Annotated in this window: 17 protein-coding genes; 9 read left to right on the top strand and 8 right to left on the bottom strand. The window is 69.0% G+C overall.

The window, feature by feature from the left end; genetic code table 11:
* Positions 1-133: 133 nt before the first annotated feature.
* Positions 134-1,069: a prolyl aminopeptidase gene (gene pip, locus BLW75_RS14610; protein WP_034313803.1), complete on the top strand. Its 936-nt coding sequence runs from the start codon at positions 134-136 to the stop codon at positions 1,067-1,069.
* Positions 1,070-1,089: 20 nt separating this feature from the next.
* Here pip and BLW75_RS44185 read toward each other — a convergent pair whose 3' ends face one another.
* From BLW75_RS44185 to BLW75_RS14590, 4 genes are all read right to left on the bottom strand, one after another.
* Positions 1,090-1,587, bottom strand: a complete 498-nt coding sequence (locus BLW75_RS44185; RefSeq protein WP_395766740.1) for a tyrosine-protein phosphatase — start codon at positions 1,585-1,587, stop codon at positions 1,090-1,092.
* Positions 1,588-1,655: 68 nt separating this feature from the next.
* Positions 1,656-2,912, bottom strand: coding sequence for an HNH endonuclease signature motif containing protein (locus tag BLW75_RS14600; protein ID WP_034313806.1), 1,257 nt, complete (start codon positions 2,910-2,912; stop codon positions 1,656-1,658).
* 238 nt (positions 2,913-3,150) lie between these two features.
* The gene (locus BLW75_RS14595) at positions 3,151-3,963 is read right to left on the bottom strand and encodes a DUF4097 family beta strand repeat-containing protein (RefSeq protein ID WP_034314042.1); all 813 of its coding nucleotides are present in this window, start codon (positions 3,961-3,963) and stop codon (positions 3,151-3,153) included.
* Positions 3,964-4,106: 143 nt separating this feature from the next.
* A complete protein-coding gene (locus tag BLW75_RS14590) occupies positions 4,107-4,520 on the bottom strand; it encodes a VOC family protein (protein WP_034314045.1) in 414 nt (137 codons plus the stop codon).
* Between the two features lie 105 nt (positions 4,521-4,625).
* On the opposite strand from BLW75_RS14590, the gene BLW75_RS14585 reads away from it, so the two are divergent.
* Together BLW75_RS14585 and BLW75_RS14580 are read left to right on the top strand one after the other, a co-directional pair.
* Entirely contained in the window at positions 4,626-5,480 is an 855-nt protein-coding gene (locus BLW75_RS14585) for a sigma-70 family RNA polymerase sigma factor (RefSeq protein WP_034313808.1), read from the top strand.
* A 5-nt stretch (positions 5,481-5,485) separates the two neighbouring features.
* Positions 5,486-5,884 carry a VOC family protein gene (locus BLW75_RS14580; RefSeq protein ID WP_034313810.1) on the top strand — a complete coding sequence of 133 codons (399 nt, stop codon included), beginning with the start codon at positions 5,486-5,488 and terminating at the stop codon, positions 5,882-5,884.
* On the opposite strand, the gene ligD (BLW75_RS14575) is transcribed toward BLW75_RS14580, so the two are convergent.
* Positions 5,862-6,827 carry a non-homologous end-joining DNA ligase gene (gene ligD, locus BLW75_RS14575; RefSeq protein WP_034313812.1) on the bottom strand — a complete coding sequence of 322 codons (966 nt, stop codon included), beginning with the start codon at positions 6,825-6,827 and terminating at the stop codon, positions 5,862-5,864. The two genes, BLW75_RS14580 and ligD (BLW75_RS14575), sit on opposite strands and share 23 nt — an antisense overlap.
* Before the next feature lie 46 nt (positions 6,828-6,873).
* Between ligD (BLW75_RS14575) and ligD (BLW75_RS14570) the strand changes: the two genes are divergently transcribed.
* The 5 genes from ligD (BLW75_RS14570) (at position 6,874) to BLW75_RS14550 (ending at position 11,625) form a co-directional block, all read left to right on the top strand.
* The gene (gene ligD, locus BLW75_RS14570; RefSeq protein WP_034313814.1) at positions 6,874-7,791 is read left to right on the top strand and encodes a non-homologous end-joining DNA ligase; all 918 of its coding nucleotides are present in this window, start codon (positions 6,874-6,876) and stop codon (positions 7,789-7,791) included.
* A 60-nt stretch (positions 7,792-7,851) separates the two neighbouring features.
* Positions 7,852-8,124: a hypothetical protein gene (locus BLW75_RS14565; protein ID WP_034313817.1), complete on the top strand. Its 273-nt coding sequence runs from the start codon at positions 7,852-7,854 to the stop codon at positions 8,122-8,124.
* 103 nt (positions 8,125-8,227) lie between these two features.
* On the top strand, positions 8,228-8,761 hold the full coding sequence (locus BLW75_RS14560; protein ID WP_091597598.1) for a MarR family winged helix-turn-helix transcriptional regulator: 534 nt from the start codon (positions 8,228-8,230) through the stop codon (positions 8,759-8,761).
* A 79-nt stretch (positions 8,762-8,840) separates the two neighbouring features.
* Entirely contained in the window at positions 8,841-10,205 is a 1,365-nt protein-coding gene (locus tag BLW75_RS14555; protein ID WP_034313818.1) for a pyridoxal phosphate-dependent decarboxylase family protein, read from the top strand.
* Positions 10,206-10,236: 31 nt separating this feature from the next.
* Positions 10,237-11,625: an amino acid permease gene (locus BLW75_RS14550; protein ID WP_034313820.1), complete on the top strand. Its 1,389-nt coding sequence runs from the start codon at positions 10,237-10,239 to the stop codon at positions 11,623-11,625.
* On the opposite strand, the gene BLW75_RS14545 is transcribed toward BLW75_RS14550, so the two are convergent.
* Together BLW75_RS14545 and BLW75_RS14540 are read right to left on the bottom strand one after the other, a co-directional pair.
* Complete coding sequence (locus BLW75_RS14545) at positions 11,603-12,574, bottom strand: ROK family transcriptional regulator (RefSeq protein ID WP_034313821.1); 972 nt, start codon at positions 12,572-12,574, stop codon at positions 11,603-11,605. The genes BLW75_RS14550 and BLW75_RS14545 overlap by 23 nt on opposite strands.
* 8 nt (positions 12,575-12,582) lie before the next feature.
* Positions 12,583-13,011, bottom strand: a complete 429-nt coding sequence (locus BLW75_RS14540; RefSeq protein WP_091597595.1) for a winged helix-turn-helix transcriptional regulator — start codon at positions 13,009-13,011, stop codon at positions 12,583-12,585.
* 49 nt (positions 13,012-13,060) lie between these two features.
* Here BLW75_RS14540 and BLW75_RS14535 point away from each other — a divergent pair, with 49 nt between their 5' ends.
* Positions 13,061-14,551 (top strand): MFS transporter, encoded by a 1,491-nt coding sequence (locus BLW75_RS14535; protein ID WP_395766741.1) that lies wholly within the window; start codon positions 13,061-13,063, stop codon positions 14,549-14,551.
* Here the strand turns inward: BLW75_RS14535 and BLW75_RS14530 are convergent.
* Entirely contained in the window at positions 14,491-14,955 is a 465-nt protein-coding gene (locus BLW75_RS14530; protein ID WP_034313824.1) for an SRPBCC family protein, read from the bottom strand. The two genes, BLW75_RS14535 and BLW75_RS14530, sit on opposite strands and share 61 nt — an antisense overlap.
* Positions 14,956-15,008: the final 53 nt, after the last annotated feature.

The following is a 15,008-nucleotide window of genomic DNA, read 5'->3' as shown; positions in this document are numbered from 1 at the left end:
GGTTCCCCGTTCCGTGGTTTTCGCCGGTATCACTGAATCTGCCCGCTCCGGCGGGGCGAGGAAAGGGCCGGTGTGCTGAACTTCGTTGCGGCGAAAGTGTTTCGGGGTCTCACTGACGGTCTAGCCTTGCTTCATGATCGATCTGTATCCACCAGCCGAGCCGTACGACAGCGGACTGCTCGATGTAGGTGACGGCAACGCCGTCTACTGGGAGACCTGCGGGAATCCGGCAGGTAAGCCGGCGGTCATGCTCCACGGAGGCCCCGGACAGGGCTGCACGCCGGGAATGCGGCGAATGTTCGACCCGGCCCGCTACCGTGCGGTGCTGTTCGATCAGCGCGGCTGCGGCCGCAGCACCCCGCACGCGAGCGACCCGGCGACCGACCTGCGGCACAACACGACCGATCATCTCGTCGCCGACATGGAGCGGCTACGGAAGCATCTGAGGGTCGAACGCTGGCTCGTCACCGGAGGCTCGTGGGGCACGACGCTCGCGCTCGCCTACGCCGAACGGTTCCCGGAGCGGGTCACCGAGATCGTCGTCAGCTCCATCAGCACGACACGGCCGTCGGAGATCGACTGGCTCTATCGCGGCGTCGGCCGGTTCTTCCCCGAAGAATGGGCACGTTTTCGCGGTGACCTCACCGGCGACCTGGTCGCCGCGTACGCACGGCTCATGGAAGACCCCGACGCCCGGGTGCGAACCGAGGCCGCCCGCTCCTGGTGTGTCTGGGAGGACACCGTGCTGTCACTGGAACCGGGTGCGACCGTCCACAATGGCCTGATCGGCGAATGGGAACTCGCGTTCGCGCGCATCGTCACGCATTACTACTCCCACGCGGGCTGGCTGGAACCCGGCGAGCTGATCCGCGACGCCGGTCTGTTGCGGAACATTCCCGGCGTGCTGATCCACGGCCGCCGGGACCTGAGCTGCCCGGTGGACACGGCTTGGGAACTCGCCCGCGCCTGGCCGGGAGCGGAGTTGCTGATCGACGACGACTCGGGACATCGCTCGAGTGACGTGAAACTGGCGTGGAAGCTGGCGGCGTTGGAGCGGTTCGCGGTCTGAGTGCGCGTTCGTCTTGGCTCTCACGAGGAAAGCAGGCGGTTCCGTATTCGCCCGAGCCGGGCATGGGTCGCTCCGCCCTGCAGTAGGTACGTGCGCACGCCTCCGTGCCGGTCGTTCAGATGAGCCAGCATCCGGAGGATCGTGGCAGTGCAGTGCACCGCGAGCGGGCCGGGCGGTGCGTCACCCAACCGAACGAAGACGTCCGCGATCCGGCGCTGGTTTCGTCGAGCATGGTCCGGTAGGCGTCCGGCATGGTCGTGCCTTGTTCGGCCCGGCTCGGCGATCAGGGGAGTGTTGCGGTACACGGGGGCGACGGCGAACGGGCTGGGTTCCGACATGGTCTCCCTTGCCCACCGGAGGTCCAGTATGCGACCGATCCCCGCGCGGCGGACCGCCGCGATTCCTTCGGCGGTCAACCGGTTATGGCTGTCCGATCGGAAAAGCGCGCCGAACGGACCCGCCGGCCATCGGCCGAGGGCAAGCCGCCCACGTCGCAGCCGTTGAGGTAGCCATCCCACGCCAGTCTCATCGGGCGACTCCAAGGTGGGTTGTCGTCGAGCTTAGGCGGTTTCTCGCAGAGTTCGGCCTATGTTCTGAGGTGCATGGTGTTCCGTCTCGGCGTCCCGGTGGGGTCGAGGTAGGCGGGCGGAGTGAACTCTGGCAGTCCGTCTTGGGCGATTTGGACTTTCCATTCGCTGTGGTGGATGAGGCGGTGGTGTTTGGTGCAGAGCAGGACGAGGTTGTCGATTTTCGTTTCGCCGTGGTGTCGCCAGAACACAATGTGATGGGCCGTACAGCGCGGCACTGGCATGTCGCAGCCCGGGAACGCGCAACCGCCGTCGCGGATCGTCAACGCATACTTCTGGGCGAGGGACACGGTGCGTTTCGACCGGCCGATGTCCAGTGGTTCTCCCGCGGTGCCGAGGACGCCTGGTCGGACGCGGGCGTCGCAGGCGAGGATGCGGGCGTCGGTGGCGCTGATCGGCCCGACCAGATCCAGGTGCGCTTCGCCGATGTCCCGGATCAAGTCGTCGTAGGACATGGTGACCAGGATGTGGGTCGCCTCGCCGGCTTGGCCGGGAAGGTTACGGCTGGTCGTCTTCAACCGCACATAGTCGGTGAACGCGTCCCCGTAGCGTTCGTCCTGGCTGCGGGAGTCCCGCACCCCGTCGATCGCCTTATGCGGCTTGGCCATCGGATCCAGATCGGATTTCAACCGGGCATAGGTCTCCAGATCGAGGGTGCCCTTCAGGCCGAGAGTGCCGTCGCGGTGCTTGACGAACCGCAACTCCGGCCGAGTGTCTTTCGGGTCCTCGTTACGGGGTTCTTTCCCGTCGGGGTCGAGTTCGTCCAGCAGACGCCGTCCGGCGCGGGCGATCTGCCGCGGCCCCGCCCGACGAGCCAACTCGACCAGGATCGCCTCCCCCGCCCGCACGTCTTCCTCCGGCACGCTGGACGGGATACGGGCCAGGGTGCGGATGATCGCGTCGACCTGCGACCCGCCGATCGCGCCCTCCGCAGCAGCCTGAGCGGTCAACGGGGCCAGCGGTGGTTCAGCCTCACCGCCGATCGAGGGGCCGGGGTGCAACGCCAGGACGCGGTCGGCGCGGGCGGAGGCTTCCTTGTCGGTCACCAGGAAGTCCTCGAATATCAATGCCGCCAAGGTCGAATGCCCGCTGCACCCGCGTACCCCGCGGGAATTGATTTCCGCCAGGATCGCGTTCTGCTCCGCATCCGCCCGCCGCTTCAGGACTTCCAGTTCTTGTTTACGGGCATGCAGCGTCGCGGTATCGACGCGCCACCACTCGGTGGACGTCTTAGGGGGTGCATCATCGCTGGCCACGACCTCAAAGCTACTCCAACTCGAACACTTGCGCTAGTCCAAACGGCCCAGCGAGGAAATTGCCGAAAAATGGCAGTAGCGAAGGAGTTTTAAGAGCGCGAAGAGCGCGAAGCGAGCGAAGAGAAGCCCCAAGACGCCCGAATTCAGCAATCAAGCGCAAGGCGAAACAACGCGGAGGTGGTCGCAATTAGGTGACTAATTGCGACCACCCCGACCCGGGGCTCACGCGGCCCGAGGCTCACGCGGCGCGGTGGATGACGATGTCGTCGAGCCGCGTGCGCGCGTGGACCTTGACGCCGCCCTCGCCGTCGGCGACGGAGTTGCGCACGGATCCCTTGGTGCTCTTGGCATCCACCGACGCGGCGTCCGCTTCGACGCCGACCTCGATGCCACCGGACGCGTTCGCCAGTTCGGCGGAACCGCGCGACAGCCGCCCGATGCGGATCGGGCAGTTGGCGGCCTGTGCGACGACGTCGCCGTCGGCGCGGTCGATGTCGAAACTGCCGCTCGAACCGGCGAGGTCGACGTCGGACCGCGCGTGCCCGATCCAGACCTTTCCGGTCGCACCCGAGTACCTGACGACGCCGCCGACCTCGCCGATCCGGACTCCGGCCGAGCCGCCTTCCACGTCCACGGTCCCGGCGACGTGCCCGATCACGACCTCGCCGGCCGCGAGGTCGCCGCGCACCGCCGTGACGCGGTCGAGGTGGATCCGGCCCGACGACATCTCCAGCGAGCAGTCGCCGAACTGGCCTTCGGCGTTCACGTCCGACCAAGCCGTGTTCAGCACCAGCCGTGAACCGGTGGGCACCTCGACGGTGATCGCGACCGAGCCGTTCTTGCCGCCTGCCTTTTTCGTCTCGATCGACAGTTTCCCGCCGTCGAAGCCGACCTTGGTGTTCGCGGCGACCTTCACGTCCGACTTGCTCGCGGCGTCGATCGGCTCGACCAGCACCACCGTGTCCGGGCGCTCGCTCGCGGCGACGCGCACCCGGGCACCGGCGATGGTCAGCGTGGCGGTGATCGGCTCCGGCGTGGGGAAAACAGACATCTCGAACTCCTCGGTGGTGGTGATCTCTCGTGGTGAAAGCAACGATCACCGACCGGCCTGACACCGGACCGCCACGGCACTGACACGCCGGGGACACGGTCCCGGCCCCTCGCGCGGAGCGAGGGGCCAGGCTCACGCGGTGATCACTCCGCGTACGGCTGATCCGTCCCCTTCGGGCTGTAACCGATGCTCCAGATGTAGCCGTCCAGGTCCGCGAAGGTGCCGCCGTACCCACCCCACGGCAGGGCGCCCGCGGGTTTCAGGATCGTGGCGCCGGCCTTTTCCGCCTCCGCGACGACCTCGTCGACGCGGGTTTCGCTGCGGACGACGTAGGTGAGGACCAGCCCGCTGAACCCGCTGCCTTCGGCGCTCGTGCCCACCTGACCGGCCAGTCCTTCGCGGCCGTAGAAGCCGACCCGCGAGCCGCCGTCCGGTTCGAAGAACACCGAGACGCCGTAGTCGTCCTTGATCTTCCAGCCGAGCCCCTCGGTGTAGAACGCCTTGGACCTGGCCAGGTCCTGGACACCGAGGAGGATCGAGCTGACGTGCGCTTTCATGAGGTTCTCCCGTGGGGTCGTGAAGGTGGACGGACCGGCGATGTCACATCGGGACGGGTTCACCGGTCATTCGATGTGACCGACCTGGACGGAGGAATGTGACAGATGGCCGAGCACGATTGGGTGAGCGAGCGGTTCGCCGAGCACCAGAGCCGCTTGCGGGCGGTGGCCTACCGGATCCTCGGCTCACCCGGGGAGGCCGAGGACGCGGTGCAGGAGGCGTGGCTGCGGGTCAGCCGCGCGGACACCGGCGAGATCGAGAATCCGGCGGGCTGGCTGACCACGGTCGTCGCCAGGGTGTGCCTGAACATGCTGGAATCCCGTCGCGCCAGGCGGGAGGAGTCCGCCGGGGCGCTACCGCCCGAGCCCGCCGCGCCGGACATCGCCCAGGAAGACCCGGAGGACGAGGCGTTGCTGGCCGACTCGGTCGGGGTCGCGCTGATGGTGGTGCTGGACAGGCTGACCCCCGCCGAGCGGCTCGCGTTCGTCCTGCACGACGTGTTCGCCGTGTCGTTCGGTGAGATCGGCACTATCCTCGGCCGTTCCCCGGCCGCGTCCCGGCAGCTCGCGAGCCGGGCGCGGCGCCGGGTGCAGACCGCCTCGGACGAGACCGACGCCGCGCGATCCCCGAAGCGGGAGGTCATCGCCGCCTTCCTGGCCGCCGCCCGGAACGGGGATTTCGAAGCCCTGCTCGAACTGCTCGACCCGGATGCCGTGGTCGGCGAGGTCCGCGGCGGCCAAGCGGTGGCGGCCTTCTTCTCCGGACGCGCCGAGGCGGCCCGGCTTGCCTTGGTCGACGGCGTTCCGTCGGCCGTCTGGTCGCATCGCGGCGAGGCGAAGGCCGTCTTCACGTTCAGCTTCGGCGACGGGAAGATCACCCGGATCGACATCGACACCGACCCGGAGCGCCTCCGGGGCCGCGACATCGCCTTTCTCAGCGCCAAAGTCAGCGAAGTCTGACCGGTATGGACCTCCGGTTCTCCTCCTGCACGCTCGCCGTCCACGATCTCGGCAGCGCGCTCGGCTTCTACCGTGACGTGCTCGGCTTCACCGTGTGGAACGACGGACCGTTGAGTGTCGGCCCGCCTTCGCAGCCGGACGTGCGGATCGTCCTCGAACCGCCCGGCGCCGACCGGGGTGCCTCACCGTCGGACCGGTCCGCGATCGAAGACCTGATGTCCAAAGCCTTGCTGAGCCGTCTCGTCTTCGCGACCGACGACTGCGACGGCACTTTCGAGCGCATCGAGGCGGCGGGCGCGGAAGTGATGCAGGAACCGATCGACCAGCCCGACGGAGCCCGCGATTGTGCCTTCCTCGACCCCTCCGGGAACATGCTGCGCTTCATCCAGCGGAGGGAAGTGTGACGTCCTCGGGTGTCTTGTCCGCCCGCAGTCCTCGCCAGGTCGTGTGCCGCAGGCGGCCGTCCGGGGTCCAGTTCCGGTGGACGACCTCCCCGACGAGCTCGGGCTCGACCCAGCGCACCCCCCGTGCCCGATCGCGGGGGACCTCCGAAGTGAACGGTGGCTTCTTCCGCTCCAGCGGGGTGAGCCGGGCGTGGAGATCTCCCAGGACCTTGTCGCTGAAGCCCGTCCCGACGTCGCCGATGTACCGAAGGCCGCCGGATTCGTCGTACGCGCCCAGCAGCAACGCGCCGAGTGTCCCCGAGCGCCGACCGTCGCCGGGGCGCCAGCCGCCGATCACGACCTCCCGGGTGTGCCACAGCGCCCGTTTGATCCAGTGCCGAGTCCGCTTGCCGGGGTGGTACCGGCTGTCGAGCTTCTTCGCGATCAGCCCTTCGAGCCCGTGTTGCCGGACGACTTCGAGCAGCTGATCGGGGGAGATGTCGCCGTCGGTGTACGCCGGCGGGACGGCGATGCGCCCGCCCGCCCCCAACGACGTCAGCACCTCGCGCCGAGCCTCGTACGGCTCGTCGAGCAGGGCGTCGCCGTCGAGGAACAGCACGTCGAAGGCGAAGAAGTGCACTGGGCTGCGTTCCAGCAGCGATGCGTCCGGAGTGCGCAGATGCCGCGTTTGCAGCAGCGGGAAGCTGGGGCGCCCCTGGTCGTCGAGGACGACGATTTCGCCGTCGAGGATGGCCTCGCGGCCGCTGAGCGCTTCGGCGGTCACGTCCGGGTACGTCGCCGTGATGTCGAGGCCGCGGCGGCTGGTCAGGCGCGTCTCGCCGTCCCGTGCGACACGCAGGCAGCAGCGGTAGCCGTCCCATTTGTATTCGTAGCCCCAGCCGCCGGTGGGCAGGTCACCGTCGGTCGCCAGCATCGGGGCGATCGCGTCCGGCACGGTGCTCATGCCTCACGGTACCCCGGAAACCCCGCCGGTGATCTATCGTCGAAGGGTGCCTGAAGAGCGGATAACGGTCGAGGTCGAGGGGCGACGGCTGGGCCTGTCCAATCTGGACAAGGTGCTTTACCCCGCGCACGGTTTCACCAAGCGCGAGGTCCTCGACTATTACCGCCGGATAGCCCCCGTCATACTCCCCCATCTGCGCGATCGCGCCGCCACGTTCCGCCGGTTCCCGGACGGCGTCGACGGCGAACCGTTCTACGAGAAGAACGTTTCCCGGCACGCGCCCGACTGGGTGCGCACGGCCCGGCTCACCAATCGCGGCCGCCGGGGTGGGGACGAGACGCTCGACTACCCGGTCGTCGGCGACCTGCCCACCCTGATGTGGGCGGCCAATCTCGCCGCACTGGAACTGCACATTCCACAGTGGACGGTCGGCCCGCGCGGCGCGCGGAGATCGCCCGATCTGCTGGTGTTCGACCTCGATCCCGGGCCGCCCGCGGACGTCGTCGACTGCTGCCGGGTGGCCGAGATCCTCAGCGATCTGCTCGTCGGGGACGGCCTCACGGTGTACGCGAAGACGAGCGGCAACAAGGGAATGCAGCTGTACTGCCCGGTTCGTACGCGATCCGACGAACGCACCTCCGAGTACGCCAAGGCCGTCGCGGAGGAACTCGCGCGCCGCTCACCGGAAACCGTGGTCGCGAGGATGACGAAGGCCATCCGCCCCGGTCGCGTGTTCATCGACTGGAGCCAGAACAACACCGCCAAGACCACCATCGCGCCGTACTCGCTGCGGGGCCGCGCCATCCCGACCGTCTCCACGCCGGTGACCTGGGAGGAGGTCGAAGCCTGCCGCAAGGCCGAGGATCTGCTGTTCACCGCCGAGCAGGTGCTCGAGCGCGTCGAGGAGCTGGGCGACCTGTTCGGCGACATCGCCGAGCATCGCGCGGCTGTCCCCGCACGGTGACCGGTGTCATGTTTGAACCGCGGTGAACGGGAAACTCCCAGGTCAGAGGAGTGACCCCGAATGAACGAGAGAGCCAAAGATCCCGAAGGCCTGTCATGCCGGGCCCTGGCCATGTTGCGAGCGGTGGCTCAGGGCCGGGCTGAGATCACCGTCAGCCTGGAGCCGGATCTCTATGTCGACGGCCTGCCGTGCAGCGACCAGAGCACGGCCCACCGCCTCGCCCACGCCGGGCTGATCCGGATGCCCGCCGGTGGCGTTCCCGGCAGCCGGGTACCCGCGGAGTTGTCCGAAACAGGACAGGATCTCCTGGAGCCGCTCGCGTCCGCCGCCTAGCCCCGGAAGACCACTGTGGACTCCCGCCCGTTCCGCATACGATCTGCGGAGCGGGTGCGCGGGGGTGCGCGCCCATCGGCTGGTACCTCCGGTGCCGGTGAGGATGTGGCTGTTGACCGGGTATCACACACTGGCCGAGACCGAGAACGCCGTGCGGGCCAAGCTGGGCGGGATCCCGCTGCTGTGGGAGCGGATGGAGGCGGTGGCCAATCTCCACCGCGCCGCGACCGCCGTCCGGCTGCATTTCGAGAACTCGGTCCTGCGCACCGCCGGTCTCACCTGGACCGCGTTCGTGGTGCTGTGGGTGGTGTGGATCTTCGGCGAGAAGGAGACCCGGCACGTGGCCGCGGAGTCCGGTATCACCAAGGGGACGCTGACCGGGGTCATGAAGACCCTGGAGGCGCACGGCCTGGTCACCCGCCGCAAACATCCGGTCGACGGACGTCTGGTGCTGCTCGCGCTGACCCCGGAAGGCGAGCGCCTGATGCGGGAGCTCTTCCCGGAGTTCAACCAGGAGGAAGCGTTCGTCACCGCACGGCTCAGCCCTGCGGACTGCACCGAACTGGCCGCTTCGCTGCGTGAGATCGTCCGGCAGCTGGAGGAGAAGGGCGAGGAGCGGCGTACCCGGAAGAGCTGACCCCTACCGAAGACGGTTGCGCGAGACCTCCGCCGACTCCTACGTTTTTTGGAGCCGAACGATGCGAGGGGCGCGCTTGATGGACTTCCGGTACTGGCTCGGTCAGGCGTTGACGTCGAACGAGGCGTGGGCGGAGACGTTCGGTTCCTTCCGGCCGCATCCGTCGCTGGAGATCTCCGACGGTCGGTTCGAAGCCGCGTTCGAAGAGCTCACCGAGCGGTTGAAGGACAACTACCCGTTCTTCCACCCGTCCTATGCCGGCCAGATGCTCAAACCGCCGCATCCGGCCGCGGTGGTCGGCTACCTGGCCGCGATGCTGGTCAATCCCAACAACCACGCGCTCGACGGCGGCCCCGCGACCGCGGAGATGGAACGCGAGGTCGTCCGGCAGTTGGCCACGATGTTCGGCTACCGGGAACATCTGGGGCACCTGACCACCAGCGGCACGATGGCGAACCTGGAGGCGCTGTTCGTCGCGCGGGAAACGCATCCGGGCAAGGGGATCGCGTACAGCGCCGAGGCGCACTACACGCACGGCCGGATGTGCGGGGTGCTCGGCGTCGAGGGGCATACGGTGCCTGTCGACGCGCGCGGCGCGATGGATCTCGACGCGCTCGAAGAACTCTTGCGCACCGGGAAGATCGGCACCGTGGTGCTCACCGCCGGCACGACCGCGCTCGGCACGGTGGAGCCGGTCCACGAGGCGCTGGCGCTGCGGGACCGCTACGGCGTCCGGGTGCACGTCGATGCCGCCTACGGTGGTTTCTTCCGGCTTCTGTCCGGTTTGGACGGTCCCGAAGGGCTCCCCGAAGCCCCATGGCTCGCCATCGCCGAGGCCGATTCGATCGTCATCGACCCGCACAAGCACGGCCTCCAGCCCTACGGTTGCGGCGCGGTGCTGTTCAAGGATCCCGCGGCGGGCCGGTTCTACCTGCACGATTCGCCGTACACCTACTTCACCTCGGAAGACCTGCACCTCGGCGAGATCAGCCTCGAATGCTCCCGGGCGGGGGCGGCCGCCGCCGCGTTGTGGCTCACCTTCCGGGTGCTGCCGCCCACACCCGACGGGCTGGGCCGGGTGCTCGCGGCCGGGCGGCGCGCGGCGTTGCGGTGGGCGAAGCTGCTGGAGGACTCCGAGCGGTTCGACCTGTATCAGCCACCGGAACTCGACATCGTCACCTACTTCCCGCGCACGGAACCGCTTTCGCTGTCGAACATCGACCAGGCGAGCGCTCGGATCCTGCGCAACGGCATGGCCGCCGCGCGGGAACCGGTGTTCCTCAGCACGCTGCGGGTGAGCGAGCCGCGGTTCGGTCTGCGTCACACCGGGGTCGACGCGGATGCGGACGGCGCGCGGATCCTGCGTAGCGTGCTGATGAAGCCCGAAAGCGAGGACCACGTCGACCGGCTCCATGAGCGGCTGGAAGAGTTGGCCCGCGGTTGAGCTCCCAGTACCGCAGACGAATGGATTCGCCATGCCCGCACCAGGTCCCGCCGAACCCGTGACCGCGATCGAGACCCGATCGCTCGGTACCGGTTTCCGGCGGCGGCACGTCACCATGCTGGCCATCAGCGGCGCGATCGGCGCCGGGCTGTTCGTCGGTACCGGCGCGGGGATCAAGACCGCGGGCCCCGGCATCCTGCTCTCGTACGTGGTCGCGGGTCTGCTCATGGTGCTCGTGATGCGCATGCTGGGCGAGATGGCCGCCGCCGAGCCGAGCAGCGGTTCGTTCTCGGTGTACGCGGAAAAGGCGCTCGGTCGCTGGGCCGGGTTCACCGTCGGCTGGCTGTACTGGTCGCTGCTGGTGGTCGTGGTCGCGGCCGAGGCCACCGCGGCGGCCGGGATCGCGAACGGCCTGCTGCCGCAGATTCCACAGTGGACCTGGGTGCTGCTGTTCATGGCCGTGCTGACCGTGGTGAACCTGTTCGCCGTGCGCTCGTTCGGGGAGTTCGAGTTCTGGTTCGGCGCGATCAAGGTGACCGCCGTGGTCGGCTTCCTCGTCCTCGGCACGCTGGCGGTGTTCGGGATCCTGCCGGGTACGTCGCCGGTCGGCCTCGACAACATCACCGGGCACGGCGGTTTCCTGCCCAACGGCCTCCAAGGCGTGTTGACCGGTCTGCTCGCGGTCGCGTTCTCCTTCGGCGGCATGGAACTGGTCACCATCGCCGCGGCGGAGTCCGACGACCCGGCGGATTCGATCCGGCGCACCACGCGCACGGTCATCGTGCGGCTGCTGCTGTTCTACGTCGGTTCCGTGGCGCTGATGGTGCTGTTGCTGCCGTGGGAGACCGCTTCGGCCAACACCAGCCCGTTCGTGACCATCCTGGAGCGGATCGGGGTGCCGTCGGCCGCGCTCCTGATGAGTTTCGTCGTGCTGACGTCGTTGCTCTCGGCGCTGAACGCGAACCTCTACGGCGCCTCGCGGATGGTGTTCTCCCTGGCCGGACGCGGTGAAGCGCCGCGCGCGATGCTGAAGCTGTCCTCCGCCGGCGTCCCGCGGACGGCGGTGCTCGCGTCGGTGGCCTTCGGTTTCGTGGCCGTACTGCTGAACTTCCTCGCCCCCGAACACGTCCTGCCGTTCCTGCTGAACGCCATCGGCGCGAACATCCTCCTGGTCTGGATCTTCATCGCGATCTCCCAGCTCAAGCTGCGCCGCGCCGCCGACCGCGACGGCACGGCCGCGGACCTGCCGGTGCGGATGTGGGGTTTCCCGTGGCTCAGCTGGGTCGCGCTGATCGCGATGGCGGGCGTGCTCATTCTCATGTGGACGGACGCCGACGCGCGGACGCAGCTGTTCACCAGCGGTGCGGTGGCCGTGCTGATCGTGGTGATCGGCCTGCTCAGGCGACATCCGCGACGCTGAACAGGTCGCGCTCCACCCGGCTCAGCGCCAGCCGGACCGCGCCGAGCGCCACCGAGTCTTCGCCGAGGGCCGAGGTCTCGACACGCACCGGGAAGAGGCACAGCCTGGCCAGTTCGGCGCGCAGTTCCGTGGCCAGCTCCCCGGTGCCGCCGCACACCACCAGGTGCGGGTCGACAGCGAGGACGGTGGCGGCGACGAGCTCCGCGAACCCGCCTGCCGGTCGCAGGGCGCCGATCTCGCCCGCCGCGCCGTGGTGGCCCGTATGCAGCTTCCCGCCGAGCAGCAGGCCCAGCGAGACGGTGCGCCCGGCCCGCACGTAGACGACGTCCTCGACACCGCGCGCGGCACCGCGCCAGTGTTCGGCCAGCGTGGCGAGCCCGGTGTCGTTCCCGGCCAGTACCGGGCAGCCGCCGCCGAACTCCGCGGGCAGGTCGACGCCGGTCCAGCCGGGGAGGCGGTGGTTGCGGACGACCTTGCCGCCGGACACCACGCCGGTCGTGCCGATGCCGAGCACCCGCACGTCGACGTGGCCTTCCACGGCCGTGGCGAGCACCCGGTGCGCGGTGCCGAGCCGGTCGGCCGCGTCCGTCTCCGGGGTGAGTCCGGCCTTCGCCCGCCCGACGACCTCGCCCCGCAGATCGGCGACCAGGCACAACGCCTGATGCGGGCCGATCTCCAGGCCGGCGACGTGCCCGGACTCGTGGCGGAAGCGGTATCGCTTGGCAGGCCGCCCCACCGGCCGCGGCGCGCCGGGAGGAAGCGGGACCTCCTCGACCAGCCCCTGTTCGCCGAGGTCGGCGGCGATCTCCTCGACCGTCGGACGGGACACCTCGCTCGCCTTGACCAGTTCCGCGAGGGTGAGTTCCTCGGCCTCGTACAGCGCCCGCAGGACGGCGATGGCGTTGAGCCGCCGCAGCAGTGACGGATCCCCTCCGGACAGCCTGGCCATACGGCTCCCTAGGCGGTGACGCGTTTGTCGTACTGGGCGCGCGCGAGGGCGATCTCGCTCTGGTGGTCCTCGGTCCAGGTGACCAGCGACTGGATCGTCTTGTGCAGCGTGATCCCCAGCGGTGTCAGCGCGTACTCGACGCGCGGTGGCACCACCGGATAGACGGTGCGGCTCACCAGGCCGTCCCGTTCGAGGTGCCGCAGCGTGGTGGTGAGCATGCGCTGGCTGATGCCGTCGATCTTGTACTTGAGCTCGGTGAACCGCAGCGTGTTCCGGTCGAGCAGCGCGATGACCAGCAGCGACCACTTGTCCGCCACCCGGTCGAGGATCTGGCGGACCTCACAGTCCTCGCGCGTGTCCCACTGGAAGGCCTCGTAGTCCTCCTCGGTGAGTTCACAACGACTGGGTGAGTTCAAAGTGCCTTCTTCCATGGTCATCGATGGTGACGGAAGATCCCCTTGGTTACAAGAGGGAACCGACCGGCTGATGAGTAACCGTCGGTTCCCGTTCACTGAGGGAGATCCGATCTTGAGCAACTCGCAAACGCTTCCGCGCGCCGACCGGATGGGCGGGCGGGCCTGGGGCGTGCTCGTAGTGCTGTGCGGCGCCATCTTCCTGGAGGGCATCGACGTCGCGATGCTCAACGTGGCGCTGCCGTCCATCCGGGCCGAACTCGGGCTGTCGACGGCGACGCTGAGCGGCGTCGTGAGCGCCTACGTCCTCGGCTACGGCGGGTTCATGCTGCTGGGCGGGCGCGCCGCCGACATGTACGGCCGCCGCCGCATGTTCCTCGCCTGGCTGGTGGTGTTCCTCGTCTTCTCCGGGCTGGGCGGGTTCGCCACCGAAGGCTGGATGCTGCTGCTCGCCCGGTTCGTCACCGGCGTCGCCGCTGCCTTCATGACCCCGGCCGGGCTGTCCATCATCACCACGAGCTTCGAGGAGGGCCCGAAACGCAACAAGGCGCTGCTGTTCTACGCCGGCACCGGGGCGGGCGGCTTCTCGCTCGGCCTGGTCATCGGCGGCCTGCTGACCAGGATCGACTGGCGCTGGGTGTTCTTCACACCGGTGATCCTGTCCGCCGTCATCCTGCTCGCCGCGCTGTGGCTCATCAAGGAACCGGCCGGTGAGGAACGCGTACCGCGCCGCCTGGACTTCCCCGGAGCGCTCACCGTGACCGTGGCGATGCTGCTGATCGCCTACGCCGTGGTCCGGCTGGAACACCCCGGACAGGGCTGGGGCTGGACCCTCGCGTCGTTCGCCGGGGGAGTGGCGGCGCTGGCGGCCTTCGTGGCCGTCGAACGGCGCTCGCCCGCGCCGCTGGTGCGGCTGGGCATCCTGAAGTCGGGCCCGCTGGTGCGGGCGAACGTCAGCGCCCTGCTGTTCGCCGGTTCGTTCTTCGGCTTCCAGTTCCTCGTCACGCTTTACCTGCAGGAACTCCGGGGCTGGTCGACCTTGGAGACGAGCTTGGCGCTGCTGGCCGTTGGGATCGACGCGATCCTCGCGCCGACGCTGACCCCGCGGCTGGTGGCGAGGTTCGGCAACACCCGGCTGATCTTCGGCGGGCTCGTACTCGCCGCCGTGGCGTATGCGCTCTTCCTGCCGCTGGGCCTGGACTGGACGTACGCGGCGATGTTCCCGTCGATGATCATCCTCGGGCTGGGGTTCGCGCTCGCCTACGGTCCGCTGACGATCGTCGCCACCGACGGGATCGCCGAGGACGAACAGGGCCTCGCGGGCGGGCTGCTGTACACGGCGTTCCAGTTCGGCGCGGCGCTCGGGCTGTCCGCGGTGACCGCCGTCAACGTCGCCGCGCTCGGCGACGGTTCGCGGGAGGCCGCGCTCGGTGGCTTCCGGGCGGCGCTGGTCGTGCCGCTGGTGATGGCCGTCCTCGCCGCGATCGTGATCGCGTCCGGCCGTCAGCGCGTTTCGGCGAAGGAAGCCAGATTGGCCAGCGAAGAGGCGATCCCGGCTTCGTGATCGGCCTGTCCGATGCCGGACGGCACGTCCGTCGCGGTGACGGTCACCTCGGTGCCGTCGCCCGCGGCGGCCAGCGTCCAGGTCATCGTCATGGTGCCCGCGAACGCGGGGTCTTCGGACTCGAAGACGGCCCTTTGCACCACGCGTTCCGCGGGCACCAGCTCGGCGAACCCGACCTCGACGACGTCCGTCGCGTCCGACGATTTGCCGGGCGCGGCGGACGCGTCGAGGTAGGTGAGGATCATGCGGAAGCCGCCGCCGGGGCGCGGATCCCAGTGCTCGATCCGGCCGCGCATCCCCTCGGGCGGCAGCCAGGCTTCGAGCGACTCCCGGTCCAGGAGCGCCTGGTAGACGGTCTCGGGCGGGGCGGCGATCGTCCGGCTGCCGCTGTCGATCCTGTCCATGGCGCCGAGTCTAGGGCGCACAGGCCGATCCGCCGGCACGGGTTGAGTTATCA

The sequence above is a fragment of the Amycolatopsis lurida genome, assembly GCF_900105055.1.
In the GTDB taxonomy this organism is placed as follows: Bacteria; Actinomycetota; Actinomycetes; order Mycobacteriales; family Pseudonocardiaceae; genus Amycolatopsis; species Amycolatopsis lurida.
Note: the sequence above shows the minus strand (reverse complement) of the source record. Positions and strands in the feature narration are given on the sequence as shown.

What these genes read in the sequence shown, in the direction of transcription:
- pip (WP_034313803.1), top strand. Translation starts at nt 134, where the DNA reads ATGATCGATCTGTATCCACCAGCCGAGCCGTACGACAGCGGACTGCTC.
- BLW75_RS14595 (WP_034314042.1), bottom strand. Translation starts at nt 3,963, where the DNA reads ATGTCTGTTTTCCCCACGCCGGAGCCGATCACCGCCACGCTGACCATC.
- BLW75_RS14590 (WP_034314045.1), bottom strand. Translation starts at nt 4,520, where the DNA reads ATGAAAGCGCACGTCAGCTCGATCCTCCTCGGTGTCCAGGACCTGGCC.
- BLW75_RS14585 (WP_034313808.1), top strand. Translation starts at nt 4,626, where the DNA reads ATGGCCGAGCACGATTGGGTGAGCGAGCGGTTCGCCGAGCACCAGAGC.
- BLW75_RS14580 (WP_034313810.1), top strand. Translation starts at nt 5,486, where the DNA reads ATGGACCTCCGGTTCTCCTCCTGCACGCTCGCCGTCCACGATCTCGGC.
- ligD (WP_034313812.1), bottom strand. Translation starts at nt 6,827, where the DNA reads ATGAGCACCGTGCCGGACGCGATCGCCCCGATGCTGGCGACCGACGGT.
- BLW75_RS14565 (WP_034313817.1), top strand. Translation starts at nt 7,852, where the DNA reads ATGAACGAGAGAGCCAAAGATCCCGAAGGCCTGTCATGCCGGGCCCTG.
- BLW75_RS14560 (WP_091597598.1), top strand. Translation starts at nt 8,228, where the DNA reads ATGTGGCTGTTGACCGGGTATCACACACTGGCCGAGACCGAGAACGCC.
- BLW75_RS14555 (WP_034313818.1), top strand. Translation starts at nt 8,841, where the DNA reads ATGGACTTCCGGTACTGGCTCGGTCAGGCGTTGACGTCGAACGAGGCG.
- BLW75_RS14550 (WP_034313820.1), top strand. Translation starts at nt 10,237, where the DNA reads ATGCCCGCACCAGGTCCCGCCGAACCCGTGACCGCGATCGAGACCCGA.
- BLW75_RS14545 (WP_034313821.1), bottom strand. Translation starts at nt 12,574, where the DNA reads ATGGCCAGGCTGTCCGGAGGGGATCCGTCACTGCTGCGGCGGCTCAAC.
- BLW75_RS14540 (WP_091597595.1), bottom strand. Translation starts at nt 13,011, where the DNA reads ATGACCATGGAAGAAGGCACTTTGAACTCACCCAGTCGTTGTGAACTC.
- BLW75_RS14535 (WP_395766741.1), top strand. Translation starts at nt 13,061, where the DNA reads ATGAGTAACCGTCGGTTCCCGTTCACTGAGGGAGATCCGATCTTGAGC.
- BLW75_RS14530 (WP_034313824.1), bottom strand. Translation starts at nt 14,955, where the DNA reads ATGGACAGGATCGACAGCGGCAGCCGGACGATCGCCGCCCCGCCCGAG.